This is a genomic window from Pseudomonas sp. 10S4 (assembly GCF_034344865.1).
In the GTDB taxonomy this organism is placed as follows: domain Bacteria; phylum Pseudomonadota; class Gammaproteobacteria; order Pseudomonadales; family Pseudomonadaceae; genus Aquipseudomonas.
Window position 1 is genome coordinate 6,915,042 of sequence record NZ_CP133774.1, and the last position, 25,224, is coordinate 6,940,265.

Annotated in this window: 25 protein-coding genes and 1 pseudogene; 14 read left to right on the forward strand and 12 right to left on the reverse strand. The window is 59.7% G+C overall.

The features are described 5' to 3' along the window. Nucleotides 1–513 precede the first annotated feature (513 nt). Together rhtA and RHM58_RS32190 are read left to right on the forward strand one after the other, a co-directional pair. Entirely contained in the window at nt 514–1,401 is an 888-nt protein-coding gene (gene rhtA / locus RHM58_RS32185; RefSeq protein ID WP_201191129.1) for a threonine/homoserine exporter RhtA, read from the forward strand. Between the two features lie 168 nt (nt 1,402–1,569). Next, the gene (locus RHM58_RS32190; protein WP_201205359.1) at nt 1,570–1,851 is read left to right on the forward strand and encodes a hypothetical protein; all 282 of its coding nucleotides are present in this window, start codon (nt 1,570–1,572) and stop codon (nt 1,849–1,851) included. On the opposite strand, the gene RHM58_RS32195 is transcribed toward RHM58_RS32190, so the two are convergent. Further along, complete coding sequence (locus RHM58_RS32195; RefSeq protein WP_201205361.1) at nt 1,838–2,416, reverse strand: TetR/AcrR family transcriptional regulator; 579 nt, start codon at nt 2,414–2,416, stop codon at nt 1,838–1,840. The genes RHM58_RS32190 and RHM58_RS32195 overlap by 14 nt on opposite strands. A gap of 92 nt (nt 2,417–2,508) precedes the next feature. On the opposite strand from RHM58_RS32195, the gene RHM58_RS32200 reads away from it, so the two are divergent. Both RHM58_RS32200 and RHM58_RS32205 read left to right on the forward strand, forming a co-directional pair. Then, on the forward strand, nt 2,509–3,237 hold the full coding sequence (locus tag RHM58_RS32200) for an SDR family oxidoreductase (protein WP_201205363.1): 729 nt from the start codon (nt 2,509–2,511) through the stop codon (nt 3,235–3,237). 37 nt (nt 3,238–3,274) lie between these two features. Further along, nucleotides 3,275–3,865: a 2-hydroxychromene-2-carboxylate isomerase gene (locus RHM58_RS32205; RefSeq protein ID WP_322269193.1), complete on the forward strand. Its 591-nt coding sequence runs from the start codon at nt 3,275–3,277 to the stop codon at nt 3,863–3,865. Here the strand turns inward: RHM58_RS32205 and RHM58_RS32210 are convergent. Further along, nucleotides 3,862–4,860, reverse strand: a complete 999-nt coding sequence (locus tag RHM58_RS32210; protein ID WP_201256336.1) for a zinc-dependent alcohol dehydrogenase family protein — start codon at nt 4,858–4,860, stop codon at nt 3,862–3,864. The two genes, RHM58_RS32205 and RHM58_RS32210, sit on opposite strands and share 4 nt — an antisense overlap. Nucleotides 4,861–4,961: 101 nt before the next feature. Here RHM58_RS32210 and RHM58_RS32215 point away from each other — a divergent pair, with 101 nt between their 5' ends. After that, complete coding sequence (locus tag RHM58_RS32215) at nt 4,962–5,882, forward strand: LysR family transcriptional regulator (RefSeq protein WP_322269194.1); 921 nt, start codon at nt 4,962–4,964, stop codon at nt 5,880–5,882. On the opposite strand, the gene RHM58_RS32220 is transcribed toward RHM58_RS32215, so the two are convergent. The 4 genes from RHM58_RS32220 to RHM58_RS32235 all read right to left on the reverse strand — a co-directional run bounded on the left by RHM58_RS32220 (nt 5,875) and on the right by RHM58_RS32235 (nt 10,099). After that, on the reverse strand, nt 5,875–7,683 hold the full coding sequence (locus RHM58_RS32220) for an aminopeptidase P family protein (RefSeq protein ID WP_322269195.1): 1,809 nt from the start codon (nt 7,681–7,683) through the stop codon (nt 5,875–5,877). The two genes, RHM58_RS32215 and RHM58_RS32220, sit on opposite strands and share 8 nt — an antisense overlap. A gap of 66 nt (nt 7,684–7,749) precedes the next feature. Then, entirely contained in the window at nt 7,750–8,907 is a 1,158-nt protein-coding gene (locus RHM58_RS32225) for an aminotransferase class V-fold PLP-dependent enzyme (protein WP_322269196.1), read from the reverse strand. A 206-nt stretch (nt 8,908–9,113) separates the two neighbouring features. Continuing rightward, a complete protein-coding gene (locus tag RHM58_RS32230) occupies nt 9,114–9,728 on the reverse strand; it encodes a LysE family translocator (RefSeq protein ID WP_201191143.1) in 615 nt (204 codons plus the stop codon). Between the two features lie 101 nt (nt 9,729–9,829). Then, nucleotides 9,830–10,099, reverse strand: coding sequence for a hypothetical protein (locus RHM58_RS32235; RefSeq protein WP_201205369.1), 270 nt, complete (start codon nt 10,097–10,099; stop codon nt 9,830–9,832). 436 nt (nt 10,100–10,535) lie between these two features. On the opposite strand from RHM58_RS32235, the gene msuE reads away from it, so the two are divergent. The 4 genes from msuE to RHM58_RS32255 all read left to right on the forward strand — a co-directional run bounded on the left by msuE (nt 10,536) and on the right by RHM58_RS32255 (nt 14,784). Then, entirely contained in the window at nt 10,536–11,099 is a 564-nt protein-coding gene (msuE, locus tag RHM58_RS32240) for an FMN reductase (protein ID WP_322269197.1), read from the forward strand. Nucleotides 11,100–11,109: 10 nt separating this feature from the next. Further along, a complete protein-coding gene (gene ssuD / locus RHM58_RS32245; RefSeq protein WP_123409526.1) occupies nt 11,110–12,255 on the forward strand; it encodes an FMNH2-dependent alkanesulfonate monooxygenase in 1,146 nt (381 codons plus the stop codon). 197 nt (nt 12,256–12,452) lie between these two features. Continuing rightward, entirely contained in the window at nt 12,453–13,655 is a 1,203-nt protein-coding gene (locus tag RHM58_RS32250) for an acyl-CoA dehydrogenase family protein (protein ID WP_201256341.1), read from the forward strand. 25 nt (nt 13,656–13,680) lie between these two features. Further along, nucleotides 13,681–14,784, forward strand: coding sequence for a sigma-54 interaction domain-containing protein (locus RHM58_RS32255; RefSeq protein ID WP_322269198.1), 1,104 nt, complete (start codon nt 13,681–13,683; stop codon nt 14,782–14,784). 4 nt (nt 14,785–14,788) lie between these two features. Here RHM58_RS32255 and RHM58_RS32260 read toward each other — a convergent pair whose 3' ends face one another. Then, a complete protein-coding gene (locus RHM58_RS32260; protein WP_201205379.1) occupies nt 14,789–15,160 on the reverse strand; it encodes an antibiotic biosynthesis monooxygenase in 372 nt (123 codons plus the stop codon). A gap of 93 nt (nt 15,161–15,253) precedes the next feature. Here RHM58_RS32260 and soxR point away from each other — a divergent pair, with 93 nt between their 5' ends. Next, on the forward strand, nt 15,254–15,703 hold the full coding sequence (gene soxR / locus RHM58_RS32265) for a redox-sensitive transcriptional activator SoxR (protein WP_201256342.1): 450 nt from the start codon (nt 15,254–15,256) through the stop codon (nt 15,701–15,703). A 169-nt stretch (nt 15,704–15,872) separates the two neighbouring features. Here the strand turns inward: soxR and RHM58_RS32270 are convergent, their stop codons facing one another. The 3 genes from RHM58_RS32270 to RHM58_RS32280 form a co-directional block, all read right to left on the reverse strand. Then, nucleotides 15,873–16,643 (reverse strand): MetQ/NlpA family ABC transporter substrate-binding protein, encoded by a 771-nt coding sequence (locus RHM58_RS32270; protein WP_322269199.1) that lies wholly within the window; start codon nt 16,641–16,643, stop codon nt 15,873–15,875. 81 nt (nt 16,644–16,724) lie between these two features. After that, entirely contained in the window at nt 16,725–17,390 is a 666-nt protein-coding gene (locus RHM58_RS32275) for a methionine ABC transporter permease (RefSeq protein ID WP_322269200.1), read from the reverse strand. A gap of 2 nt (nt 17,391–17,392) precedes the next feature. Then, complete coding sequence (locus tag RHM58_RS32280; RefSeq protein ID WP_322269201.1) at nt 17,393–18,607, reverse strand: SfnB family sulfur acquisition oxidoreductase; 1,215 nt, start codon at nt 18,605–18,607, stop codon at nt 17,393–17,395. Nucleotides 18,608–18,934: 327 nt separating this feature from the next. Here RHM58_RS32280 and RHM58_RS32285 point away from each other — a divergent pair, with 327 nt between their 5' ends. The 4 genes from RHM58_RS32285 to RHM58_RS32300 all read left to right on the forward strand — a co-directional run bounded on the left by RHM58_RS32285 (nt 18,935) and on the right by RHM58_RS32300 (nt 22,889). Further along, the gene (locus tag RHM58_RS32285) at nt 18,935–19,393 is read left to right on the forward strand and encodes a VOC family protein (RefSeq protein WP_201191158.1); all 459 of its coding nucleotides are present in this window, start codon (nt 18,935–18,937) and stop codon (nt 19,391–19,393) included. Between the two features lie 243 nt (nt 19,394–19,636). Further along, complete coding sequence (locus tag RHM58_RS32290) at nt 19,637–20,290, forward strand: alpha/beta fold hydrolase (protein ID WP_416195288.1); 654 nt, start codon at nt 19,637–19,639, stop codon at nt 20,288–20,290. A gap of 320 nt (nt 20,291–20,610) precedes the next feature. Continuing rightward, nucleotides 20,611–21,918 carry a C4-dicarboxylate transporter DctA gene (gene dctA, locus RHM58_RS32295; protein WP_322269202.1) on the forward strand — a complete coding sequence of 436 codons (1,308 nt, stop codon included), beginning with the start codon at nt 20,611–20,613 and terminating at the stop codon, nt 21,916–21,918. Nucleotides 21,919–21,938: 20 nt separating this feature from the next. Next, nucleotides 21,939–22,889: a LysR substrate-binding domain-containing protein gene (locus RHM58_RS32300; RefSeq protein WP_201256345.1), complete on the forward strand. Its 951-nt coding sequence runs from the start codon at nt 21,939–21,941 to the stop codon at nt 22,887–22,889. Nucleotides 22,890–23,002: 113 nt separating this feature from the next. Here RHM58_RS32300 and leuD read toward each other — a convergent pair whose 3' ends face one another. Beyond that, nucleotides 23,003–23,617 (reverse strand): 3-isopropylmalate dehydratase small subunit, encoded by a 615-nt coding sequence (gene leuD, locus RHM58_RS32305; RefSeq protein WP_322269203.1) that lies wholly within the window; start codon nt 23,615–23,617, stop codon nt 23,003–23,005. Beyond that, a pseudogene (gene leuC / locus RHM58_RS32310) lies at nt 23,614–25,034 on the reverse strand (3-isopropylmalate dehydratase large subunit). The gene leuD and the pseudogene leuC overlap by 4 nt, the downstream one beginning before the upstream one ends. Nucleotides 25,035–25,224: the final 190 nt, after the last annotated feature.

Here is a 25,224-nt window from a genome sequence, read left to right on the forward strand (position 1 = left end):
GAGCGGTTGGTTAAGATCTTTCGTCTCAACCGAGGCGCGCATTCTACAGCAGCCTCTGTCACTGTCAAGCGGTTATTTTCAGAAGTTTTCAAAGTTTCCTTTGCAACTTCAACCACTTGCGCTTCCGATCTCTCGTTAGCGGGAGGCGAATTCTACAGCGTTACTCGCTGCTGTCAACACCTCTTTTCCGCTACTTTCGACCGAGAAGATCGAACCGTTAATAGAGCCACACAACACCGCTCTACCAACTCCTTCTGGGCTTCGATGACCTGAAGCAACTCGCTGTCGAAAACTGCATAACTCTTTGTTTACCAAGGAGTTTTCCGTTTCGACTGCGCCGGAAGTGGGGCGAATTATAGACTTCCAGAATCTGCCGTCAAGCCCTGATTTAGCTTTTCTATCAGGATGCTGAAAATCCCTGCTTATATATAGACGCGACCACAACGAATGCGCAGTATATTGCCCAAACCATATAGCAATACTTTCGCTACCCACTTCGGACGATGCCTTGCAATGAATGACCAACCCCGCAGCCTTGCCTCGACCCTCTTTTCGGTTGGCCTGCTATTAATAGCCATGGCATCGATCCAGTCCGGCGCGTCCCTGGCTAAAAGCATGTTTCCTGTAGTCGGTGCTCAAGGGACCACCACCCTACGACTGGTATTTGCCAGCGTGATCATGCTGCTGCTATTGCGTCCATGGCGAGCGAAGCTCACCGCAAAATCCTTGCGCACCGTCATCATCTACGGGATGGCGCTGGGCGGCATGAACTTCCTCTTCTATATGTCCCTGCGTACTGTCCCGCTCGGCATTGCCGTAGCCCTAGAGTTCACCGGGCCGCTGGCCGTCGCGATCTATGCCTCACGTCGCGCCATCGACTTTCTGTGGATCGCACTTGCCGCTGTGGGTTTACTGCTATTGATACCGACGGGCGCCACAACGGCCGGAATTGATCTGGTGGGGGCTGGCTATGCATTGGGAGCCGGTGCCTGCTGGGCGCTGTACATTCTGTTCGGCCAGAAGGCGGGGGCTGACAATGGCGTAACCACCGCCGCGCTGGGCGTCATGATTGCCGCACTGTTCGTCGCGCCTATCGGGATTGTTCACGCAGGTGCTGCTTTGCTGACGCCGTCACTGATCCCCGTGGCAATCGGCGTTGCCATTCTTTCCACCGCCCTGCCCTACACACTGGAAATGGTCGCTCTGACCCGAATGCCAGCACGCACCTTCGGCACATTGATGAGCATTGAGCCGGCATTCGGCGCGCTGTCGGGCCTGCTTTTCCTCCACGAGTACCTTTCGTTATCACAGTGGATGGCCATCATGTGCATCATTCTTGCCTCAGTCGGCGCGACCATGACCATGGGCAGTGCCGCCAAGCCGGCGGTCGCTGCAGATTGATACAGGATTTGACGAAGCTCTGGCATTTGCCGCTCAATTAGGCCATGTTTAGGCCCGCAACCCAGTGCCACACATGGACTTTTTTCAGATAGGGACATTAGAGCGCGTCAAACGAAAGCGAATGCAGCCAGACTTGGGCGAAAGATCCGGGCCGCTATAAGGACAGCAATGAAACGAATTTTGATACTGATCGCCGTTCTCGCAGTTGCGGGCTGCGCGGCGACCACTAAAACCCAGGTCAAACACGGCAAAAAAGGGCTGCATATCAACTGTTCGGGGCTCTCATCGTCTTGGGACAAGTGCTACACCAGCGCCGCCGACTCGTGTGCGCCAAAGGGCTACAAGGTTATCGCCAAGTCGGGGGACGCGGTGGAAGAGCCTGGCGACTATCCGTTCGGCCTTAATCCTGCCGGCTACACCAGTCGCAGCATGATCGTCATTTGCAAATAGCCTGAGGCCGCCCGGCGATCTGGCGGCCAATCTCATCGTGACAGGACTGCAGCACGGTGCGCTGGATGTCCGCAGTGGCCAACATTCGCGCCACGACCAACGCACCGATGCATTGCGACAGAATCGCCCACGCCAGGCTGTCGCTATCCAGAATCCGCGCCCAACTCTCCTGAAGCCGACAAATCCAGATCTCTGCCTGCTGGCGTACCACGATGTCTGAGCGGGCAATCTCCGCACCTAACACAGGCAATGCACACCCGGACTCAGGCTGCTCGACATGGGCCATGCTCAGGTAGTGCTTGAGGCAACGCTCCAGCCTTGCGCGATCCTGCTCACCATGACCGCCTAACCGGGCCAGGCTTTGGCACAACTCTCGCTCGACGATCGCCGCAAACAGTTCATCCTTTGACGAAAAGTGACTGTAGAACGCCCCGCCACTCAAGCCGATCGCCTTCATCAAACCATCGACACCGACCGTTGCAAAACCAGACTTCTTGGCCGACACCGCACTGCTTTCCAGCAATTTCTCTTTGGTTTCCAGCTTGTGATTGGGCGAGTAACGCATTGCCTTGTCCTCAGGATTGATCACCTTGACGTTAGCCGGATCGTAGCATAACGTTCGTTTAGTTAACGATCGTTTACCAAAGGGATCTACCCATGAATAACAAGAAGGTCGTACTGATTGTCGGCGCTGGGGATGCTACCGGTGGCGCTATTGCCAAACGCTTTGCGCAAGAAGGTTTTATCGCCTGCGTCACCCGACGCAGCGCCGACAAACTCCAGCCGTTGGTGGATGCCATCAAGGCCAGTGGTGGCGAAGCTCACGGTTTCGCCTGTGACGCGCGCAAGGAAGAGGACGTGATTGCGCTGGTCGAGCAAATCGAAACCCAGATCGGCCCCATCGAAGCATTCGTGTTCAATATCGGCGCCAATGTGCCGTGCAGCATTCTCGAAGAAACCGCCCGCAAGTATTTCAAGATCTGGGAAATGGCCTGTTTCTCGGGGTTCCTCAACGCTCGCGAAGTGGCCAAGCGCATGGCCACACGCCAACGGGGAACGATCCTGTTTACCGGCGCCACCGCTGGCATGCGTGGAGCGGCAGGGTTTGCAGCGTTCGCCGGCGCCAAACACGGCATTCGCGCCCTGGCCCAAAGCATGGCCCGAGAATTGGGACCGATGAACATCCACGTCGCCCACATCGTGGTCGACGGTGCCATAGACACCGACTTTATCCGTGACAACTTCCCGGAAAAGTACGCGACCAAAGATCAGGACGGCATTCTCAACCCCGAGCACATTGCCGAAAACTACTGGTACCTGCACAGTCAGCCTCGGGACGCCTGGACCTTCGAGCTCGACCTGCGCCCCTGGAGCGAACGCTGGTAAGCCCTCCCCCAACAACAATAAGCAGAGCGCATTGACCATGAGCAAAACCGTGGAGTTCTACTTCGATCTGGGCAGCCCCGCCACCTATCTGGCGTACACCCAACTGCCGAAGATCTGCGCGCAGACCGGCAGCCAACTGATCTACATTCCCATGCTGCTGGGCGGCGTCTTCAAAGCCACCGGCAACGCTTCACCGGCGACCATCCCAGCCAAGGGTCGCTACATGTTTCAGGACCTGGACCGCTACGCCAAACGCTACGGCGTTCCGCTGAAGTTCAACCCGCATTTCCCGATCAATACACTGATGCTCATGCGCGCCGTCACCGGCATGCAATTGCGCCATCCCGAGCGTTTCCAGGCGTTCATCGATTGCCTGTTCATCGCCCTCTGGGTCGAAGGTCGCAGTCTCAATGATCCGGCGACCGTCGCGGCCGTATTGACGCAGAACGGTTTCGGCCCGAACGAGGTACTGGCCCTGACCGCCGACGAGGAAGTCAAAGCCGCCCTCAAGGACAACACCGAGAAAGCCGTGCAACGCGGCGTATTCGGCGCACCGAGCATGTTTATCGACAGTCAACTGTTCTTCGGCCAGGACCGCTTGGACTTCGTCCTTGAAGCCTTGCGTTAAATCTCGATAACCAATCGCCCTTTGGCCGCTCCGGCAGTGAGCATGTCATAGGCGGCCTCGGCAGTTTCCAGCGTGAACTGCCGGGGATCGAGTAACGGCGTCAGTTGACCCGCCTCGATCAATTGCGCAGCCTCCCGAAGTATCTGCCCGTGATGCTCACCGCCCGTGCCAGTCAGCAACGGCAACAAGGTAAATACCCCAGAGTAGGTCGCCCCACGAAACGAGAGCGGCGCCAGGCTGTGTTGTCCCCACCCGAGGCAGCTCACCACATGGCCGTGATAAACCCGAGCGGCCTTGAATGACGCATCCAGGGTCGCGCCGCCTACCGTGTCATAAACAATATCAAAGCCCTCACCCGCGGTGTGTTCAGCCACGTACTCTTCAACCGTAGACTTGCGGTAATCAATGAAAGTCGCACCGAAGCTCTCGATGATTGCCTGTTGTCCCGCCGATCCGGTGGCAAACACTTCAGCCCCGAACGCCCGAGCCAGTTGCACAGCCACATGCCCGACCCCGCCCGCGCCGCCATGAATCAATACCTTCTGGCCGGCCCGCACCCGAGCACGATCCACCAACCCTTCCCACGCTGTAATCAATACCAGCGGTAAACCCGCCGCCTCACGCATACTCAGACTCGCCGGTTTGCGCGCCAACAACCGTGAATCAACTACGGCGAATTCAGCCAGGGAACCCTGGACCCCGCCGATACCGGTGGCCATGGCATAGACCTCATCACCCGGCAGCCATCCACTGACACCTGCCCCTACCCCTTCAACGGTCCCTGCCAGGTCCATGCCCAATACCGCCGGCAATGGTTGGCGAGCATGGACAGCCTGACCCGCACGAATTTTCCCATCCAGCGGGTTCACGCCGCTGGCCTTGATCCTGACCAACACCTGCCCCACTCCCGGCACAGGCCGCTGAATCGAAGCCAAGCGTAACGGCCCGTTGGCCGAGTCAACAATCAGAGCGCGCATTTCCAGTAAGTCAGTCATTTCGTCAATTCCTGTAAGAGGTGAGTAACCCCATCCTCCTGCAATGCACTCATGCCGATAAGACGCTATATAGCTATAGTGACCATGCCCATTTGGCATCAATGAGAAACCCCGTGGACAAACTCAACGCAATGGCGGTTTTCGTCCGGGTAGTCGAGCGCGGCAGCTTTTCGGCAGTTGCCCGGGAATTGCAGACCAGCCAGCCGACCATCAGCAAAGTCCTGCGGGCGCTGGAAACCGAACTGGGCGGAAAGCTGATTTCCCGCAGCACTCGGCAACTGTCCCTGACGGACGAAGGTCAGCGGTACTACAGCGAATGCCGACAGATCCTCGCCGCCGTCGACGCCGCAGAACACAGTTTTCAATCGGGACGCGAGACCGTCGCCGGCAATCTAAGGATCGGCTCATCGGTGAGTTTTGGACGCATGCAAATTGCGACGCGACTGCCAGGTTTCCTCAAAAAATACCCACAAGTACACATCGACCTGCAATTAAGCGACCAAAACCAGGACCTGGTCAGCGAAGGACTGGACGTCAGTTTCCGGATCGGCGAGCTGAATGACAGCGGCATGATTGCTCGCCATATCGGCACCACGCACCGAGTGACCGTGGCTGCGCCCGATTACCTCAAGCAACACAAAACACTACAAACGCCACAGGACTTAAGCGAGCACAACTGCCTGCAGTTCAACCTGCTGAACAGCCAAAACCTGTGGGTTTACGAGAAAGACGCCCAACGCCACGAAGTGCGGATCAAGGGGAATGCACAGAGCAACAACTCCGAGGCGATCCGCGAAATGGTCTTGGGGGGATTGGGGATTGCACTGTCGCCGGTATGGCTGTTCAGCGAGGATCTGAAGGCAGGCCGTGTCACAGCGATTCTTAAAGACTACAGCGCACAGCCACTGCCGATTCATGCCGTGTCCCCGGCCAATCGTCGCCAATCGGCCAGGGTTAAAGCCTTTGTCGATTACATGAGTCAGGCGCTGGAGACAGCGCCTGAACTCAAACCGGTCAGATAGCTGCGGTCCGGGTTTTCAACCATTCAAGGGCAGCACCGTCGAGCAACGGGCTCAAGCGCTCACACACTTCGGCGTGATAGGCGTTGAACCACTGTTTTTCGTCCAGCGTCAGCAACGACGGCTCAAGGCATCGAGTGTCGATCGGGCACAGGGTCAGGGTTTCGAATTTCAGGAACTCACCGAACTCGCTCTTGCCTGCTTCACGGTTCAACACCAGGTTTTCGATCCGCACGCCCCAACGACCCGGACGATAAGTCCCCGGCTCAATGGAGGTAATCATCCCCGGCTGCATCGCAGTTTGCGGTGCGGCTGCGGCTTGATAGGCTATCACTTGAGGGCCCTCATGAACGTTCAGGAAGTAACCGACGCCATGACCGGTGCCGTGACCGTAATCCACGCTCTCCGCCCAGATCGGCGCGCGAGCGATGGAGTCCAGCAGCGGCGACAGAATGCCCCGAGGGAATTGCGCACGGGACAACGCGATCACGCCCTTGAGCACCCGCGTGCAATCGCGTTTCTGCTCATCGGTCGGCGTACCGACCGGAACCATCCGCGTAATGTCGGTGGTGCCGCCCAGGTACTGGCCGCCGGAGTCGATCAACAACAGGCCGTCACCCTCGATAACTGCATGTTCTTCTTCAGTGGCGTGGTAGTGCGGCATCGCGCCATTGGCGTTGAATGCGGCAATGGTGTTGAAACTCAGCGACACATAATCCGGACGCCGGGTACGGGCGGCGGTCAGGTGTTCGTCGATGGTCAGTTCGGTGATGCGCTCGCGGCCCCATGCCGACTCCAGCCAGGCGAAAAATTCGCACAGCGCCGCGCCGTCCTGCTCCATGGCCTGACGAATGTGTTCAGCGTCGGCCAGGCTTTTCTGTGATTTGGCCAAAGTAGTCGGGTTCAGGCCTTCCAGCAGTTTCACGCCACTGCTCAGGTTATCCAGTAGACCGGCAGTAACGCGGGCCGGATCGACCTGCAGGCTCGCGCCGTTCGGCACAGCGCGCAGGGCATCGGCCACTTCGCTGTAGTCGCGCAGTGTCACGCCGTCCTGTTCGAGGATCGCACGCAGTTCGGCGCTGACTTTGCTCAAGGCCACGAACAAGGTGGCCTGCTTCTGGCTGATCAAGGCGAAGGACACGAACACCGGATTAAACGACACATCGCCGCCGCGCAGGTTGAACAGCCAGGCGATGTCATCAAGGGTGGCGATGAAATGCCAGTCGGCACCGCGCGCCTCAAGCGTTTCGCGCAGCTTGGCGAGTTTCTCGCCACGACTGACGGTCGCTTGCGGCGGCAAATGTTGATAGATCGGCTCGTTCGGCAGCGTCGGACGGTCGCTCCAGACTTCGCTCAACAAATCGATGTCAGTGCGCAGTCGGGCACCGCGTTCTTCGAGTTTGCCGCCCAGCGTCCGCGCCGACGCCACAGCCATCACTGCACCATCGACGGCAACGACGCCACCTTCAGGGGTTTGTTCCGCCAGCCAGTCCAGCGGCCCGGGTTGACCCGGTTGCAGCTTGACCAGTTCGATGCCACTGCCCTTGAGCTCCTTGCTCGCTTGCTCCCAATAACGACTGTCGGCCCAGACACCGGCAAAATCCGGCGTGACGATCAGAGTGCCGACCGAGCCGTGGAAGCCCGACAGCCATTGCCGACCTTGCCAGTAACCCGGCAGGTATTCCGACAAATGCGGGTCGGCCGACGGCACCAGCAGGGCATGAATACCCTCCCGGCTCATCAGCTCGCGGGTTTGCGCCAGGCGCTGGGGTACCAATCCATTGATCAAAGGCTGCGTACTCATCATGTCTCCTGCTAACCACTTCATCATTATTGTTGAATGCCGATCTGAGTCGGCGCTTTCATAGCCCTATTGCCAGAATGCCGGCGCACTGGCGCAAGCCGCTTTAATCAGTTCGACCGCTTGATCGATGTCTTGCTCGGTGGTGAAACGCCCCAGGCTCAAGCGGATGGTGCGGCCGGCCGAGCGAGCGTCGTGCCCCAGCGCCAGCAACACATGGGACAGAGCATTGCTGGCGGAGTTGCAGGCCGAGGTCGCGGAAAATGCGATCGAATGGCCCAGCGCCGCCGCATTGAACTCACCTTCACCGAAGGTCAGGCTCAGCGTATGAGGAATACGTTGGGTCGCGCTGCCGTTGAGGCGCACGCCGGGGATATTCAATAGTTGTTCGAGCAGACGCTCACGCAGATGAACGACGGTCGCTTTTTCGTCATCGAACAAGGTCGCCGCCAACGCAAACGCCTCGCCCATCGCGACGATCTGGTGAGTGGCCAGGGTGCCGGAACGCAACCCGCCCTCGTGGCCGCCGCCATGGATCTGCGCCTGCAAACGCTGGTGTGCACGCGGACCGACATAGAGCGCGCCGATGCCTTTGGGGCCATAGATTTTGTGAGCGGAAAATGACATCAGATCCACCGGCCATTCGGCCAGGTCGATCGCGACTTTACCTGCACCCTGGGCGGCGTCGACGTGAAACAACGCGTCACGATTTCGCACCACCTGGCCGATGGCCGGGATGTCGTTGACCGTGCCCAATTCATTATTAACCAGCATCAGCGACACCAGAAACGTGTCGTCACGCATGGCTTCGCTGACCGCTTGCGGGGTGATCAGGCCTTCAGCGTCCGGCACCAGATAGGTGACCGCCACACCGGCGTCCTGCAATTGTTTCGCGGTGTCGAGAATCGCCTTGTGTTCGATCTGGCTGGTGATGATGTGGCCGCCGGACACACCACGGGCCTGGGCGACACCTTTGAGCGCGAGGTTATTGGACTCGGTGGCGCCAGAGGTCCAGACGATTTGATCAGCCTGGGCCCCCACCAGTTTGGCCACTTGCTGGCGCGCCTGCTCGACCGATTGCCGGGCCTGCTGGCCGAACGCATGGGAGCTGGACGCCGGGTTGCCGAAATTGCCGTTGAAACCCAGACACTCGACCATGACCTTGATGACCCGCTCATCCACCGGCGTGGTGGCGGCGTAGTCGAAATATAGCGGACGTTTATTCATAAAAAGACTCGCAGAGCATGTTCCGGGATCAGGAAGCTCGTGACTGGATAGGTCAAAGCGTCGCCTTGTGAGCGACGCCGAATAATCCGCACGTAAGCAATACCTGATCGGAGGCCGTTAAAGAAGAACAACTTCATTTAAAAGTGCGTAGGAACGCTCCTGAAGTCGAGCTTAACAGGCATCGGCCAACCGGTTGAAGCAATGCGTCAGCGAAAGCTTTCGATCAACAACGGATACAACGAAGCCACCAGCAGCAGGGCCATGCCCCAGTTGAAGATCCGCAACCAACGGCGATCCTTCAACACATTGCGCAACAAAGTACCGCAACCCGCCCAGACACCAACGCTAGGCAGGTTGATCAAGGCGAACACTGCCGCAATCACGATCACATTGGTGAAGTAGCCCTGCATCGGCGTGTAGGTACTGATGGCACCGATGGCCATGATCCAGGCCTTGGGATTGACCCACTGAAACGCCGCAGCGCTGAGGTAACTGATCGGTTTACTTTCGCCCTTTTCGCTCTCGGAGACGGGACCGGAATGGGCGATCTTCCACGCCAGGTAGAGCAAGTACGCCGCGCCGACGTAACGCAAAACCGTGTAGAGCAACGGATAGGTTTGAAACACCGCGCCCAGGCCGAAACCCACCGCGACCACCAGGACAAAGAAGCCGCAAGTGATGCCGAGCATATGGGGGATGGTGCGATTAAAGCCGAAGTTCACGCCCGATGCCAGCAACATGGTGTTGTTCGGGCCGGGAGTAATTGAGGTGACGAGGGCAAACAGGGCGAAGCCCAGCAGCAGATCGAGCGAGAGCGTCATCGGTGGCAGTCCGTCAGGGTCAGTCAGGTATTGACCCTATCGCACGCCTTGCGCAAAACCCACGGACAGTTACGTGAAAGTTCGAGCAGTACAGTCGCGAATCAGCTTGGGCGACCGTGAAGGTGTACGGCACGCTCGGCGTTCATTTCGCCTTGGCTATCAAAACCGTAGGACTTCTGTGGCTGGCCGAGCAATGCAGCTTTTTTCATTTGGTATTCATCGAAGGACAAACCCCGGCGGTTCAAGGCTTCCAGCGCCAGTTCCTTGGTTTCTTCGGCGGTGTAGGGGCGCAATTCCGGGGAAACATGGCTTGCACATCCAGTGAGTACGGAGACGGCGAGCAGCAAGGAAACAGCGAGTAACCGATTCATGGGGAGCGTCCTGACATTCTTTTGTTTAGCGATGGGTGAAGGCTACGCCCGGCCTGGGTTTGGTAGAAATCAACGCTCTCGATAGTGGGTATCAGGGTTGGAGGCAATGAGGCTTAAAAATCAAAAGATTGCAGCTTTCGGCAGCTCCAACAGGGATAAGTGCATATTCATTTATGATCTATAAATATCTTTTAATGATCTTTTGAGGAATAACAACAAGCCTTTATAACAACTCCATCGCTTCAACCACTGTTGCCCACGCAACTGTTTGCCAGGCAACAGTCATTCAACAAACAGCCCTGGAAATCGCACAGCTTGCGCTGTTCACGGCGCTGAAAGCCCCGAAAACAGGGGCCTCGAAGGATTGGTACAGGTCTTGCTCAGGCCCAGTGACTATTCACTGCTCCCTGAGCAACTGTTTAAAAAGGAACTGATCATGTCGCGTCCACTGAAAGTCGTTGCCCTCTCCGGCGGTACCTGGCGTCCGTCCCGCACTTTGGTACTGACCCAAGCCCTGTTGGCGGAACTGGCCGAACAGTTGCAGATCGAGAGCAAGCTGATCGAACTGGGCGACATTGCCCGACCACTGGGCGCCGCCCTCGCCCGCCAGGAACTGAGTGCCGAGATTGAAGCCGAACTGCAAGCCATCGAAAGCGCTGATCTGCTGATCGTCGCCGCCCCGGTTTATCGCGGTTCGTACCCCGGCTTGCTCAAGCACCTGTTCGACCTGATCGATCTCAATGCGCTGATCGACACCCCCGTGCTGTTGGCCGCGACCGGTGGCAGCGAGCGGCATGCACTGATGCTCGATCATCAACTGCGGCCGCTGTTCAGTTTCTTCCAGGCCCTGACCCTGCCGATTGGCGTCTACGCCACCGAAGCCGATTTCTCGAATTATCAAATAACCAGTGAGCCCTTGAAGGCCCGCATTCGCCTTGCTGCAGAACGCGCTGCGCCATTGTTTGGCGTGCACCCCAAAAATCTGCTGAAAATCGCTTAAGGATTTCTTCATGGATGTTTTCTGGTTCCTGCCGACCCACGGCGACGGTCATTACCTGGGCACTACCCAGGGCGCCCGCCCGGTGACGCTCAACTATCTGAAACAAGTGGCCCAGGCCGCGGACAGCCTTGGTTACCACGGTGTACTGATTCCCACCGGTCGCTCCTGCGAAGACTCGTGGGTGATCGCCTCGGCGCTGGTGCCGTTGACCGAACGACTGAAGTACCTGGTGGCGATTCGTCCGGGAATTATTTCGCCGACGGTCTCGGCGCGCATGGCCGCCACACTGGATCGTCTGTCCAATGGCCGACTGCTGATCAACGTGGTGACTGGCGGCGACCCGGATGAAAACCGTGGCGACGGGATCTTCCTCGACCACAGCGAGCGCTACGAAGTCACCGACGAATTCCTGCAGATCTGGCGTCGGGTGCTGCAAGGCGAATCCGTCGACTTCGAAGGCAAGCACCTGCAAGTACAAAACGCCAAGGCGTTGTATCCGCCGGTGCAGAAACCCTATCCGCCGCTGTACTTCGGTGGTTCTTCTGAAGCGGCCCATGAACTCGCTGCCGAACAGGTCGATGTTTACCTTACCTGGGGCGAGCCACCGGCCGCCGTGGCAGAAAAACTCGCCGATGTGCGTGAGCGTGCTGCACGCAACGGGCGCACGGTGAAGTTCGGAATTCGCCTGCACGTGATCGTTCGCGAGACGGCCGAAGAGGCCTGGAAAGCTGCCGACAAACTGATTGAGCACATCAGCGACGAGACCATCGCCGCCGCACAGAAGTCGTTCTCGCGTTTTGATTCCGAAGGCCAGCGGCGCATGGCCGCGTTGCATGATGGACGTCGCGACAACCTGGAAATCGCGCCCAACCTGTGGGCCGGTGTCGGCCTGGTGCGCGGCGGTGCCGGGACTGCACTGGTGGGCGATCCGCAACAAGTGGCGGCGAGGATCAAGGAGTACGCGGACCTGGGGATCGAGAGCTTTATCTTCTCCGGTTATCCGCACCTGGAAGAGGCGTATCGCTTTGCCGAGCTGGTGTTCCCGCTGCTGCCAGAACCGTATGCGAGCCTGGCTGGCCGGGGCGTCACCAACCTCACCGGGCCGTTTGGCGAAATGATTGCCAATGATGTGCTGCCCACCAAAGCGACAGCCTGATAGAACCGGTCTGTGGGCTGTCGGGATTAATTGTGGCGAGGGGGCTTGCCCCGTTCGGCTGCGCAGCAGTCGTAAAACAGGCTGACGCGCAGTATCAATAAATGCTCGGCTCTCAGGTTTTGGGGCCGCTTCGCAGCCCAACGGGGGCAAGCCCCTCGCCACAAAAGCCAGCTCCCACAGGGATTACGTCGACTTCAATGAGGAACCCCCGCGTGACGGCCAAACCACAAAGCGCCCTGCTATCCCCTTTGCACACCGCTCGCCAGTTGGCGGCCGAGTTTGCCCTGACCGCCGTCGAGCGCGACGAACGCGGCGGTACGCCCAAGGCTGAACGTGATGCCTTGCGCCACAGCGGTCTGCTCGCCTTAAGCATTCCCACCCAGTACGGCGGCCTCGGCGCCAGCTGGAGTGACACCCTGAGCATCGTCCGCGAGTTCGCCAAGGTCGACAGCTCGATTGCCCATGTCTTCGGTTTCCATCACCTGATGCTCGCCACCGTGCGCCTGTTCGCCAAACCCGAACAGTGGCAACCGTGGTTCGAACAAACCGCGCGCAAGAACTGGTTCTGGGGCAACGCCCTCAATCCGCTGGACACCCGCACCGTGGTGAAGAACCTCGGCGGCTGGCGCGAGTTTTCCGGCAAGAAGAGTTTCTGCTCCGGCGCCAGCGATTCACAAATGCTGATCGCCTCGGCGGTCGATGAAAGCGCTGGCGGCAAGCTGTTGATCGCCGCGATCCCCAGCGGTCGCAGCGGTATCACCCTGCACAACGACTGGAACAACATGGGCCAGCGCCAGACCGACAGCGGCAGCGCGACGTTCGAACGGGTGCGGGTCGAGGAATCGGAACTGCTGCTCGATCCGGGTCCGTTGAGCACACCGTTCGCTTGCCTGCGGCCATTGATTGCTCAACTGACGTTCACCCACATGTTCCTTGGCATTGCCGAAGGGGCGTTCGAAGAAGCGCGGCAATACACCCTCACCGAAACCCGACCCTGGCATAAATCCAGCGCCCAGGATGTGCGTGAAGATCCCTACGTACTCGGCCATTACGGCGAATTCTGGGTCGCTCTCGAAGGGGTTCGATTGCTGGTGGAACGCGCCGCCGAACTGCTCGACAAGGCCTGGGCCAAAGGCCCGAATCTCAGCGCCGAAGAACGCGGGCATCTGGCGACAGCGATTGCCACGGCCAAGGTCGCTGCCACCCGCAATGGCCTGGAACTCTGTAGCCGCTTGTTCGAAGTGACCGGCGCGCGCTCGACCCACGCCTCGCTGCGACTGGACCGCCACTGGCGCAACCTGCGCACGCAAACCCTGCACGACCCGGTGGATTACAAACTCCATGAACTGGGTGATTGGGCGTTGAACCAGTCCCTGCCGATTCCGACTTTCTATTCATAGCCTTCTCTTCATGGAGCCTGCTGCCATGCAACTGCTGACCCTACCGCCCTCACCCGCCCTCGCTACGTCGATCCGCGCCACCGCGCAGGTGTTCGAAGATCCGAAATCCCAGGCGTTGCTCGCGCATTTACAACAGGTCGCCCCGAGTGAAGCCAGCGTGCTGATCATCGGTGAAACCGGCACCGGCAAGGAGCTGGTGGCGCGGCACATCCACAACCTCAGCGCCCGGCGTAACCGGCCGTTCGTGGCGGTGAACTGCGGCGCGTTCTCCGAATCCCTGGTCGAAGCCGAGCTGTTCGGCCATGAAAAAGGCGCCTTCACTGGCGCCCTCAGCGCCAAGGCCGGGTGGTTTGAAGAGGCGGATGGCGGCACCTTGTTCCTCGATGAAATCGGCGATTTGCCGATGGCGATTCAGGTCAAGTTGTTGCGGGTGTTGCAGGAGCGTGAAGTGGTGCGACTCGGTTCGCGCAAGAGCATTCCCATCGACGTGAGGGTGCTGGCGGCGACCAATGTGCAACTGGAAAAAGCCATCAACGCTGGGCACTTCCGCGAAGATCTGTATTACCGCCTCGACGTCGTCAGCCTTGAATTAAGTCCGCTGCGCGACCGTCCCGGCGACATCCTGCCGCTGACCCGGCACTTCGTCGAAGCCTACAGCCAGCGCCTCGGCTACGGCACGATCACCATCAGCAAAGAAGCCGAACTGAAACTGCGCAGCTACAGTTGGCCGGGCAACATCCGCGAACTGGAAAACGTCATTCACCACACTCTGCTGATCTGCCGTAACGGCGTGATCGAACGCGATGACTTGCGCCTGTCGAACATGCGCATCGAGCGCCAGGACGATCACCACGGCAACGTCGACGATTCGCCGGAAGCCTTGCTCGACCGAGCCTTTCAAAAGCTCTTCGAGGAACAGGCCGGGGCGCTGCACGAAAAAGTCGAAGACGCGTTGTTGCGCGCGGCTTACCGCTTCAACCATTACAACCAGGTGCACACCGCCGCATTGCTGGGCTTGAGCCGCAACGTGACCCGCACGCGGTTGATCAAGATCGGCGAACTGGCAGTGAACAAACGCCGCCCGACGGAAAACGTGCAAGGCGAGCGCTTGATGCAGTTGTCGATCTAGGCGCTTACCGGGAATGCACCAAATTGCAGTGCAGCGCGTTGTCGTGACTGCGCTCCAGGCTGTGCAGCACCTGGAAGGAGCCGAACGTTACGGCTTTCGCCTTGTGGGCGCGGATCAGTTGCCAGAAATCCTGCTCGCCGCTTTCAAAGTGCTGGAATGCGGCTTCCCCGGCCTCGCGGGATTGCCATTGCAGGTAATTGAGCACCCGCCGACCATCGTCGCTGGCCTGGATGCTCGCACTCAGAAACCCGCTGAAATCCTGGGCCAGACGCTCGGTCTGGACAGACAGCGCCGACACTAGAGCCGGTTGCTGATGCGGTTCAATCTCGAATTCGATCAATTGGGTGAAACTGCGGTTTTTCTCTGACATCGGCATAAAGACTCCCCACTCACCGGTTAACCGGACCTTGCGATCCGAAGGCTTGCAGGGTAAAACCTCGAGTTAACTAGAGGTCAAGGAGTTTTTCCAATGATCACCGCGCAGAACCTGCACAAAGAACTCACCGTCGGCGAGGTTGCCACCCGCAGCGGCGTGGCCGTGACCGCCCTGCACTTCTATGAAACCAAGGGCTTGATCAAGAGCCATCGCAATCAGGGCAACCAGCGCCGTTATCCGCGGGAAGTGTTGCGCCGGGTGGCGCTGATCAAGGTCGCGCAACGGCTAGGGGTTCCGTTGGCGGAGATTGGGGACGCGTTGAAGAACTTACCGGACAACCGCGCACCGACGGCGGCGGACTGGAAAGTGATGTCGGCGCAGTGGAGCCAGGATCTGGATCAGCGGATCAAGCAGTTGACCCTGATGCGGGACCGGTTGAATGGCTGCATCGGGTGTGGGTGTTTGTCGATGGAAGCGTGTCCGTTGCGCAATTTTGGCGATGTGCTCGGGGAGCGTGGACCGGGGGCGCAGTTGCTCGAGTGATCGTTCCCACCCTGTGGCGAGGGGGCTTGCCCCCGTTGGGTCGCGAAGCGGCCCTGAAACCAGCGAATTAGGTTCTTCAGACAGACCGCGCGCTGGTTTTACGACTGCTGCGCAGCCGAACGGGGCAAGCCCCTCGCCACAATGAGATCACTCAACCACTCAGATGAACTCAGAACCCCGGCGCAATCTGCCCTTTGTATCGGGTCAAAATGAACTGCCGAACTTCATCGGAATTCAACGCCTTGGCCAGTTTCTGGATACGCGGATCGTTGATGTTGTCCGGCCGGGCGACCAGGAACTCGATGTACAGGCTCTTGCCCTTCTCGACGATCAACGCGCTGTTGGTGTCGATCCCCGCTTCCAGGGCGTAGTTGGCAAAAACAAACGCCAGGTCCACCTGACTCACCGAGCGCGCCAGCAATGCACCTTCCAGTTCACGAATCTTCAGGTGCTTGGGGTTGTCGATAATGTCGCGCTGAGTGGCCAGGGTGTTGCTTGGGTCCTTGAGTTTGATCAGCCCGGCCTCGTGCAACAGCACCAGTGCGCGCCCCGTGTTCACCGGGTCATTGGGGATCGACACCGTGGCGCTATCCTTCAACTCGGCGATGTTTTTGATCTTGGTCGAGTAAGCACCGAACGGTTCGATGTGCACGCCGACCACCGGCACCAGGTCGGTGTGGCGAGTCTTGTTGTAGTCGTCGAGGAACGGCCGGTACTGGTAATAGTTGGCATCGAGGTTTTTCAGCGCCAGTTGCTGGTTGGGCTGGATAAAGTCATTGAAAACCTTGATGTCCAGGTCCACGCCTTCCTTGGCCAGGATCGGTTTGACGAATTCGAGGATTTCCGCGTGCGGCACCGGGGTGGCGCCGACGATGAGTTTTTCGTTGGCGTGAACGCTGAACGACAGGACGGCAGCCAGAATGGCCAGGGTCTTTTTCATGGTGTGCTCCAAGGCAGATTGAGTGGCCGTCGTGGGGCGGACGTGGGGCCTGATTTTTTTGAATGAAATTGAATCGAATGTTTAGCGTCGGCTGTAGCGCGCCACCAACCGGTCGCCGGTCATTTGCAGGGCCTGCACCAGGATCAGCAGCAACATCACGGTGACCACCATCACGTCTGCCTGAAAACGCTGATAGCCGTAGCGGATCGCCAGGTCGCCCAGCCCTCCGCCACCAATCACCCCGGCCATCGCCGTGTAATCCACCAGCACAATCGCGGTCACCGTGACCGCCGCCAGCAACCCTCCCCGGGCTTCGGGCAACAAGGTGTGGCGGATGATTTGCCAGGTGGTTCCGCCCATCGCCTGCGTCGCTTCCACCACCCCGCGATCGACCTCGCGCAACGCGGTTTCCACCAGCCGCGCGAAGAACGGCGTGCAACCGACCACCAGCGGCGGAATCGTCCCCGGCACCCCGAGCGAGGTGCCGACCAGCAGCGTGGTCAAGGGAATCATCACGATCAGCAAAATGATGAACGGCAGCGAACGCAGCATATTCACGATCACCGACAACACCCGGTAAACCCCGACAGCCTCATGCAACTGGCGCTTGCCGGTGAGGAACAGCACCACTCCCAGTGGCAGCCCCAGCAACACGGTAAAACCGAGGGCCGCACCCAGCATGCTCAGGGTGTCGAGGCAGGCCTGGGCGATGTCCGCCCAATAGATGTGTTTCAGTAACTCGGCCATGGTCAGGACCAATCGTGGCGCGGCGGCTTCACGCCGTTGAGCAGCCAGTTGCCGACCACGTGGTACTTCCAGCGCACCGGGTCGTGCAGGGTGTGGACCCGAGCGTTGCGCCAGTGACGGTCGAAGTTGTGCTTCTTCAGAGTCGAGCGGGTGCCGCCGAGCTCGAAGAGTTTGTTGCTGGCCTCAATCGCAATTTCGGTGGTCAGCACTTTGGCCTTCGCGACAGCCAGCGAGGCGCGGGCGACGTTGTCTTCATCGGGTGCCGGACGTGCTGCGTCCAGCGCCCAACCGGCCCGTTCGAGTAAGGCTTCGGCGGCTTCCAGGCGAATTTCCAGGCCACCGACCTGGATGATGGTCAGTGGGTCTTCGCTGGCCTTTTCCACACCGGCGTCGATCCATGGCCGGGCGAATTGCTGGACGAAGGCGATGGTGTCACGCAGGGCCGCGCGGGCGATGCCGGCGTCGATGGCGGCGGTGGTCAGTTGCGCGAACGGGCCGGCCAAGGTTGGGCTTTCATAGGAACGCCAGGTCGGGAACACATTGAACGCTGGCACGTGCAGGTCCTCGGCCAACACCGTGCCGCTGGAGGTGGTGCGCTGGCCGATGCTGTCCCAATCGTCGACGATCACCAGCCCGGTTGTGCCGCGCTCGACGAACGACAACTGGCCCTTCTGCTCTTCATCCAGCGCCAGCACCGCCAGCCAATGTGCGTAGAGCGAACCGGTGCAGTACCCCTTGCGCCCGTTGATTACGTGCCCATCGCCGAACGGGCGAATGGTCGCCTGGATGTCCTGCACGTTCTTGCCACCAGTTTCCGACAGCGCGTTGGCGAACCGATGACCTTGCAGCGCGAGGCCAAAGAAATGCGCCTGTTGCTCGGGCGTGCCTTGCAGGCGAATGTCTTCCAGCAGGCAATAGTGGTTTTGCGGGATCTGCCCGAGGGATGGATCCGCGGCCGAAATGATCGCGATCACCTGCGCCAGTACCGCATAGGACACCTGCGCGCCACCGAACTCCCGAGGCACGCTGATGCCCCACAGACCGCTGTTGGAATACAGATCGACGATCTCGGCGGGCACCTGGCGACTACGGTCGCGCTCGGCGTCTTGTTCCAACAAAACGGCGGCCACGCGTTCGGCGACGCGCAGGGCTTCGGTTTCGTCGGCGATCCGATGGGCGGCCGGCGGGTTGATCGGATAAACGGCAGATTCAGGCATGCAAGACTCTCGACAACAGTGTTTTGAGGAGGTCATTGCAGCTTCTGTGCCGACTGTATCACCCAATGTTTTCGGGGGTTTACCGGGTTTCCTGGTGACAAACCCGAGCAATCTGCTGCTTCACTGTTGATGGCTGAACAGTGGCGTTTTTGCGCCCAACACCTGTAGGAACTGCCGAAGGCTGCGATCTTTTGATCTTGATCTTTGGTGGTTTCGGCATTGAGAAGATCAAGAACCAAGTCAAAAGATCGCAGCCTTCGGCAGCTCCTACTATATTTGTCCGCTCGTAATACTTTTGACCCATAACAAAAAACAGGGAGAACCGTCATGAGCGTCAAACCCATTCCAGAGGGTTATCACAGCATCACCCCGTACCTGGGCATTCAGAAAGCCGCTGAAGCCATCGAGTTCTACAAAAAAGCCTTTGGCGCCATTGAAGTCATGCGCCTGTCCATGCCCGACGGCGGTATCGGCCACGCTGAACTGCGCATCGGCGACTGCCCGATCATGCTCGGCACGCCGTGCGATCAAGGACCGTTGAGCAACCCGGACAAGTCACCGTCCGTGGGGTTGCACCTGTATGTGACCGATGTCGACAAGTCCTATGCCAAGGCAATTGCTGCCGGTGGCACGGTGGTGTCCGAGGTCAAAGATCAGTTTTATGGCGACCGCTCGGGGACCTTGAAGGATCCCTACGGGCATTTGTGGTTCCTGGCGACACGCAAGGAAGACCTGACGCAGGAGCAGATTGAGCAGAGGGCGAAGGAGATGTTTAGTCAGGGTTGAGTCTTCAGTGCCTGACCGGGCCTCTTCGCGAGCAAGCCCGCTCCCACAGGGGATCGGTGTGGATCACATATTTTGTGTACACAGCCGATCTACTGTGGGAGCGGGCTTGCTCGCGAAGGCGGCATTCCAGACAGCGCATATTCCTCGAACACACTTCATGAACAAACGCCCCACGCTTTGCGCCTTGCCCTAACACGCCAACAATTTCAGGATGCAGGCAACTACAACAAGGAGTCACTCCCCATGTTCGCCGGATTCCTGAAAGACCAGCGCCACGTCAACGGCGTGGACATTGCCTACCGCATCGGCGGCACCGGGCCGGGCCTGCTGTTGTTGCACGGTCACCCGCAGACTCACGTCATCTGGCACAAAATCGCCGAACAACTGGCCGAGCATTTCACCGTGGTCGCCGCCGACCTGCGCGGTTACGGCGACAGCGCCAAACCGCTGGCCAACGATCAGCACACCCACTACTCCAAACGCGAAATGGCCAAGGACGGTGTGGCGCTGATGCAGTCCTTGGGCTTCGAGCGGTTCTCGGTGCTGGCCCATGACCGTGGCGCCCGGGTCGCCCATCGTCTGGCGCTGGATCATCCCGATGCCGATGCAACGCATGGTCCTGCTCGATATCGCCCCGACCCTGTCGATGTACGCGCAAACCAACGAAGCGTTCGCCCGCGCCTACTGGCACTGGTTCTTCCTGATCCGCCCGGCACCGTTGCCGGAAACCCTGATCGAGGCCGATCCCGAAGCGTACCTGCGCAGTGTGATGGGCAGCCGCAGCGCCGGGCTCAAGCCGTTCACCGCCGAGGCGTTTGGCGAATACCTGCGTTGCCTGAAACTGCCCGGCACCGCGCGCGGGATCTGCGAGGACTACCGCGCCAGTGCCAGCATTGATCTGGACCACGACCGCGCCGACATCGACGCCGGCCATCAGTTGAATCTTCCCCTGCTGGTGTTGTGGGGCGCCGAAGGCACGGTCGGCCGCTGCTTCGAGCCGCTCAAGGAGTGGCAACGCGTGGCCACGGACGTGCGCGGCAAAGCGCTGCCCGCCGGCCATTACATCGCCGAAGAAGCCCCCGAACTGCTACTCGCCGAAGTCCTGGATTTCCTGCGCTGATAGCCGCGCCTTACTGACCTGAACCCGCCGCTCGTCGCGGGCCGTCACTGGCCCGTGCGGGATCGGCATGCCCAAAAAACCTCTGGAGATAATAAAAATGACAATCAGAAAACTGCTGGGAACCCTCTATGTGCAGGTGCTGATCGCCATCGCCCTGGGCATTGTGATCGGGCATTACTGGCCGCAGGTCGGCATCGATCTCAAGCCGTTGGGCGACGGCTTCATCAAGCTGATCAAGATGATCAAGATGATCATCGGCCCGATCATCTTCTGCACCGTGGTCTCCGGGATCACCAGCATGCACGACGTAAAACAGGTGGGCCGGGTCGGTGGCAAGGCGCTGCTGTATTTCGAAGTGGTCTCCAGCATCGCGCTGTTGATCGGGTTGCTGGCCGCTCATGCACTGCATCCGGGTGCGGGTTTCAATATCGACGTGAAGACCCTCGACACGTCGGCCATCGCCGGTTTCGTCGGCCAGGCCCAACATGGCGAAGGCGTCACCGGGTTTCTGTTGCACGTAATTCCGACGACGTTTTTCGAGGCGTTCTCACAGGGCGAAATTTTGCCGGTGCTGTTTGTTTCGGTGCTGTTCGGGATTGCACTGGTGATGGTCGGGGAAAAGGGTCGCCCGCTAGTGGGCATCATCAACCAGGCCAGCGAGGTGTTTTTCCGCATTGTCGGGATCATCAGCCGCGTGGCGCCGATCGGGGCGTTCGGCGCGATTGCCTTCACCATCGGCAAGTACGGTCTCGGTTCGCTGTTGCCGCTGCTGAAGTTGATCGGCACGTTCTACCTGACGGCGTTTATCTTCGTCGCTTGCGTGCTGGGCAGCATTGCCCGCTATGCCGGGTTCAGCATTTTCAAACTGCTGGCGTACATCAAGGCTGAACTGTTGATCGTGCTCGGCACCAGCTCTTCGGAATCGGCACTGCCGCAGTTGATCCAGAAGCTGGAAAGCCTCGGCGCGTCGAAAGGCGTGGTCGGCATCGTGGTGCCGACCGGCTACACCTTTAACCTGGACGGCACCAACATCTATATGACCCTCGCGGTGTTGTTCCTGGCCCAGGCAACCAACATTGACCTGACGCTGGAGCAGCAATTGACGCTGCTGGCAGTGGCGATGCTGACTTCAAAAGGCGCGGGCGCGGTGGTTGGTGCAGGCTTTGTCGCTTTGGCGGCGAGCCTCGCGGTGGTGCCGACGGTTCCGGTGGCAGCGATGGTATTGATCCTCGGGGTCGACCGCTTCATGGCTGAATGCCGGTCCCTGACCAACATCATTGGTAACGCGGTGGCAGCCTTGGTGGTGGCCGCGTGGGAAGGTGAACTGGATCGCAGCAAAATGGCGCCGATTGCGCTCAAGCGCGGACGTCATGCCCGGGCCGCAGCCAAGCTTTCCGCAGAATAGAAAGCCTGCACACCGATGCTATGCTGGCGGCTCATGCCGCCAGTGCTCGTTCTGTCATGACCATCAAGAAAGACACCGTGCCCCTACCCGAAGACCTGCGTGTTTTACTCACCGTCATCCGCAAAAGCGGTTTCGCCGCAGCTGCCGATGAGCTGGGGCTGTCCCCCGCCTACGTCAGCAAACGCATCCAGATTCTCGAGACCACCCTCGGCACTCGCCTGCTGCATCGCACCAGCCGCCGCATCGCGCTGACCGAGGATGGCGAGCGGGTGCAGCGCTGGGCCTTGCGCATTCTCGATGACTTTCAGCAACTGCACGACGAACTCTCCGACGCCCACGACAGCCCTCGCGGGCGTCTGCATTTGTGCAGCAGTTTCGGTTTCGGCCGTAACCATGTGGCGCCGGCTGTGTCGCTGTTGGCCGAGCGTTATCCGGAGCTGGAGATTCGCCTGGACCTGTTTGATCGAGTGGTGGACATCGTCAGCGAAGGCTTTGACCTGGAGATCCGCGTGGGCGATGACATTCCCGGCCAGCACATCGGTCGGCGGCTGGTGAGTAACCGTCGTGTTTTATGTGCGGCGCCCGGTTACCTGGAACGTCACGGTACGCCGCAGACGCTGGCGGACCTGGAACAGCATCATTGCCTGGTGATCAAGGAACGCGACAACGCGTTCGGCATCTGGAACCTGGAGCGCGATGGGGTTCAGGAGAGCGTGCGGGTCAGCGGGCCGCTGTCGTCCAATAACGGCGAGATTGTCTTGCAGTGGGCACTGGATGGGCGCGGCGTGCTGCTGCGCTCATTGTGGGACGTGAAGCCGTTGCTGGAACAAGGGCGGTTGGTGCAGGTGCTGGCGGATTACACCCAGAGCGCGAATGTCTGGGCGGTGTACCCGACGCGGTTGGCGTATTCCGGGAAGTTACGGGCGTGTGTGGAGTTTTTGCAGGAGCATTTCAAGGGGTTGTCGGTTTGAGGTGTGTTGTCTGTGCGGGCCTCTTCGCGGGCAAGCCTCGCTCCTACAGGTACAGTGTTGTTCGCGAATAATGCGCGATCCTGTAGGAGCGAGGCTTGCCCGCGAAAGCGATTTCAGCCCAACCAGGGATTCGCGGCCAGATGCTCGCGCTCGAAGGCTTTGATCTGCTCGCGGCGCTGAAGGGTGCTGCCGATGGCATCCAGCCCGAGCAGTAAGGCGGTTTTGCGCAAGGTGTCGATCTCGAACGGGATGACCTGGCCATCGCTCAGGCGAATCTGCTGCGACTCCAGATCAACGCTGATTTCAGCGCTGTCCGGCTGGCTGACCACCTGCCCAAGCCGCTGCAACACCGCCTCTTCCAGCGTGATCAACAAGACCCCATTGCGCTGGCAATTGTCGTAAAAGATCCCGGCGAAACTGCTGCCAATCAACGCTCGAATCCCCATCTGCTTTAACCCCCACACCGCATGTTCCCGGCTCGACCCGCAGCCGAAATTCGGCCCGACCACCATGAAGCTCGCGCCTTGCCACGCCGGTTGGTTCAGCACGAACTCGGGATTGAGCGAACCGTCCGGCATAAACCGCAGATCGAAAAACAACCCGCGATCCAGCCCGGCACGGTCGATGCCCTTGAGGAATTGCTTGGGCATGATCACGTCGGTGTCGATGTTGGCCGCCAGCATCGGCGCAGCTTTACCGCTGACTTGAGTGAAGGGTTGCAGGCTCATGCGCGGTCTCCAAAGTGACGAATGTCGGTCAGGCGCCCGGTGATGGCGGCCGCAGCGACCATCGCCGGGCTCATCAGATGGGTGCGGGCGCCGGCGCCCTGCCGGCCTTCGAAATTGCGGTTGGTGCTGGAAGCGCAGCGGTCACCTGGGGCCAGCACATCGTCATTCATTGCCAGGCACATCGAGCAGCCGGACTGGCGCCATTCGAACCCGGCATCGATAAAGATCGCCGCCAGGCCTTCGGCTTCGGCCTGATCGCGCACTTCGGTGGAGCCCGGCACAATCATCGCCCGCACATGGCTGGCGACGTGTTTGCCGCGCACCACGCTGGCGGCATCGCGCAGGTCTTCGATGCGGGCGTTGGTGCAGGAACCGATAAAGGCATGGCTGATGACGATCTCGCTCAGCGGCATGCCGGCCTCCAGGCCCATGTAGTTCAGGGCGCGGCGCATGTCCTGGCGCAGGATCAGGTCGCTGACGGCTTGCGGGTCCGGGACCCGCGCGCCGATGGGCGAGGCCTGGTCCGGGCTGGTGCCCCAGGTGACCATCGGTTCCAGAGTGCTGGCATCCAGTTCCACTTCGCAGTCGAACTGCGCGCCCGCATCCGTGTGCAAGGTGCGCCATTTCTCCACCGCGCGATCCCAGACCTGACCTTTGGGCGCCCGGGGTTTGTCCTTGAGGTAGGCGAAGACTTTCTCGTCCGGCGCCATGAAGGCGCCGCGGGCACCGGCCTCAACGGCCATGTTGCAGATGGTCATGCGGCTTCGACGCTTAAGGCATCGATGGTCGAACCGCGAAATTCGATGGCATACCCGGTGGCGCCCGATGCGCCGATCTGGCCGATCAGCGCCATGATCACGTCCTTGGAGGTCAGTCCGATTGCCAGTTCACCGTCCACAGTCACGCGCATGCTTTTCAGGCGTTTGTAGACCAAGGTCTGGGACGCCAGCAGGTGTTCGATCTCCGAGGTACCGATGCCGAAACCGAAGGCCCCAAGGGCGCCGTAAGTGGTGGTGTGACTGTCGCCCGCGGCGATCACCATGCCCGGCAGGATGAAACCCTGTTCCGGGGCGATTACATGTTCGATGCCCTGGCGCTTGTCGAGGATGTCGAGCAGTTCGATGCCGAAGTCCCGGCAGTTTTCCGCCAGGTACGACACCTGCCGCGCACCGCCGGCATCCGGCATCGCGGCGATACGCACCGGCGCCGTCGGGTTGACGTGATCGACCACCGCCAGTGCGGTTTCCGGGCGCCAGACATTGCGTTTGGCCTCGCGCAGACCGCTGAAGGCTTGAGGGCTGGTGTATTCGTTGATGACCTGGCGATCGATATACAACAGGACATGGCCCTGGTCATCGAGGCGACACACCGTGTGGGCATCGATGTGTTTGTCGTAGAGGGTTTTGGCTGAGGTCATGGAGGTGCTCGCTCGGGCGTGTGAGTTCCATCTTAGAGAGCGAGGGTTGGGCATCAATGGCCTGAGAGTGATCCCGTAAACCATGTTTCGTGTTGGATCTCGATCCAAAGGTCAGTGAAGACCCCTTGTGGGAGCGGGCTTGCTCGCGAAAGCGTCGTGTCAGCCGACATCAATTTTGACTGCCCCCGCT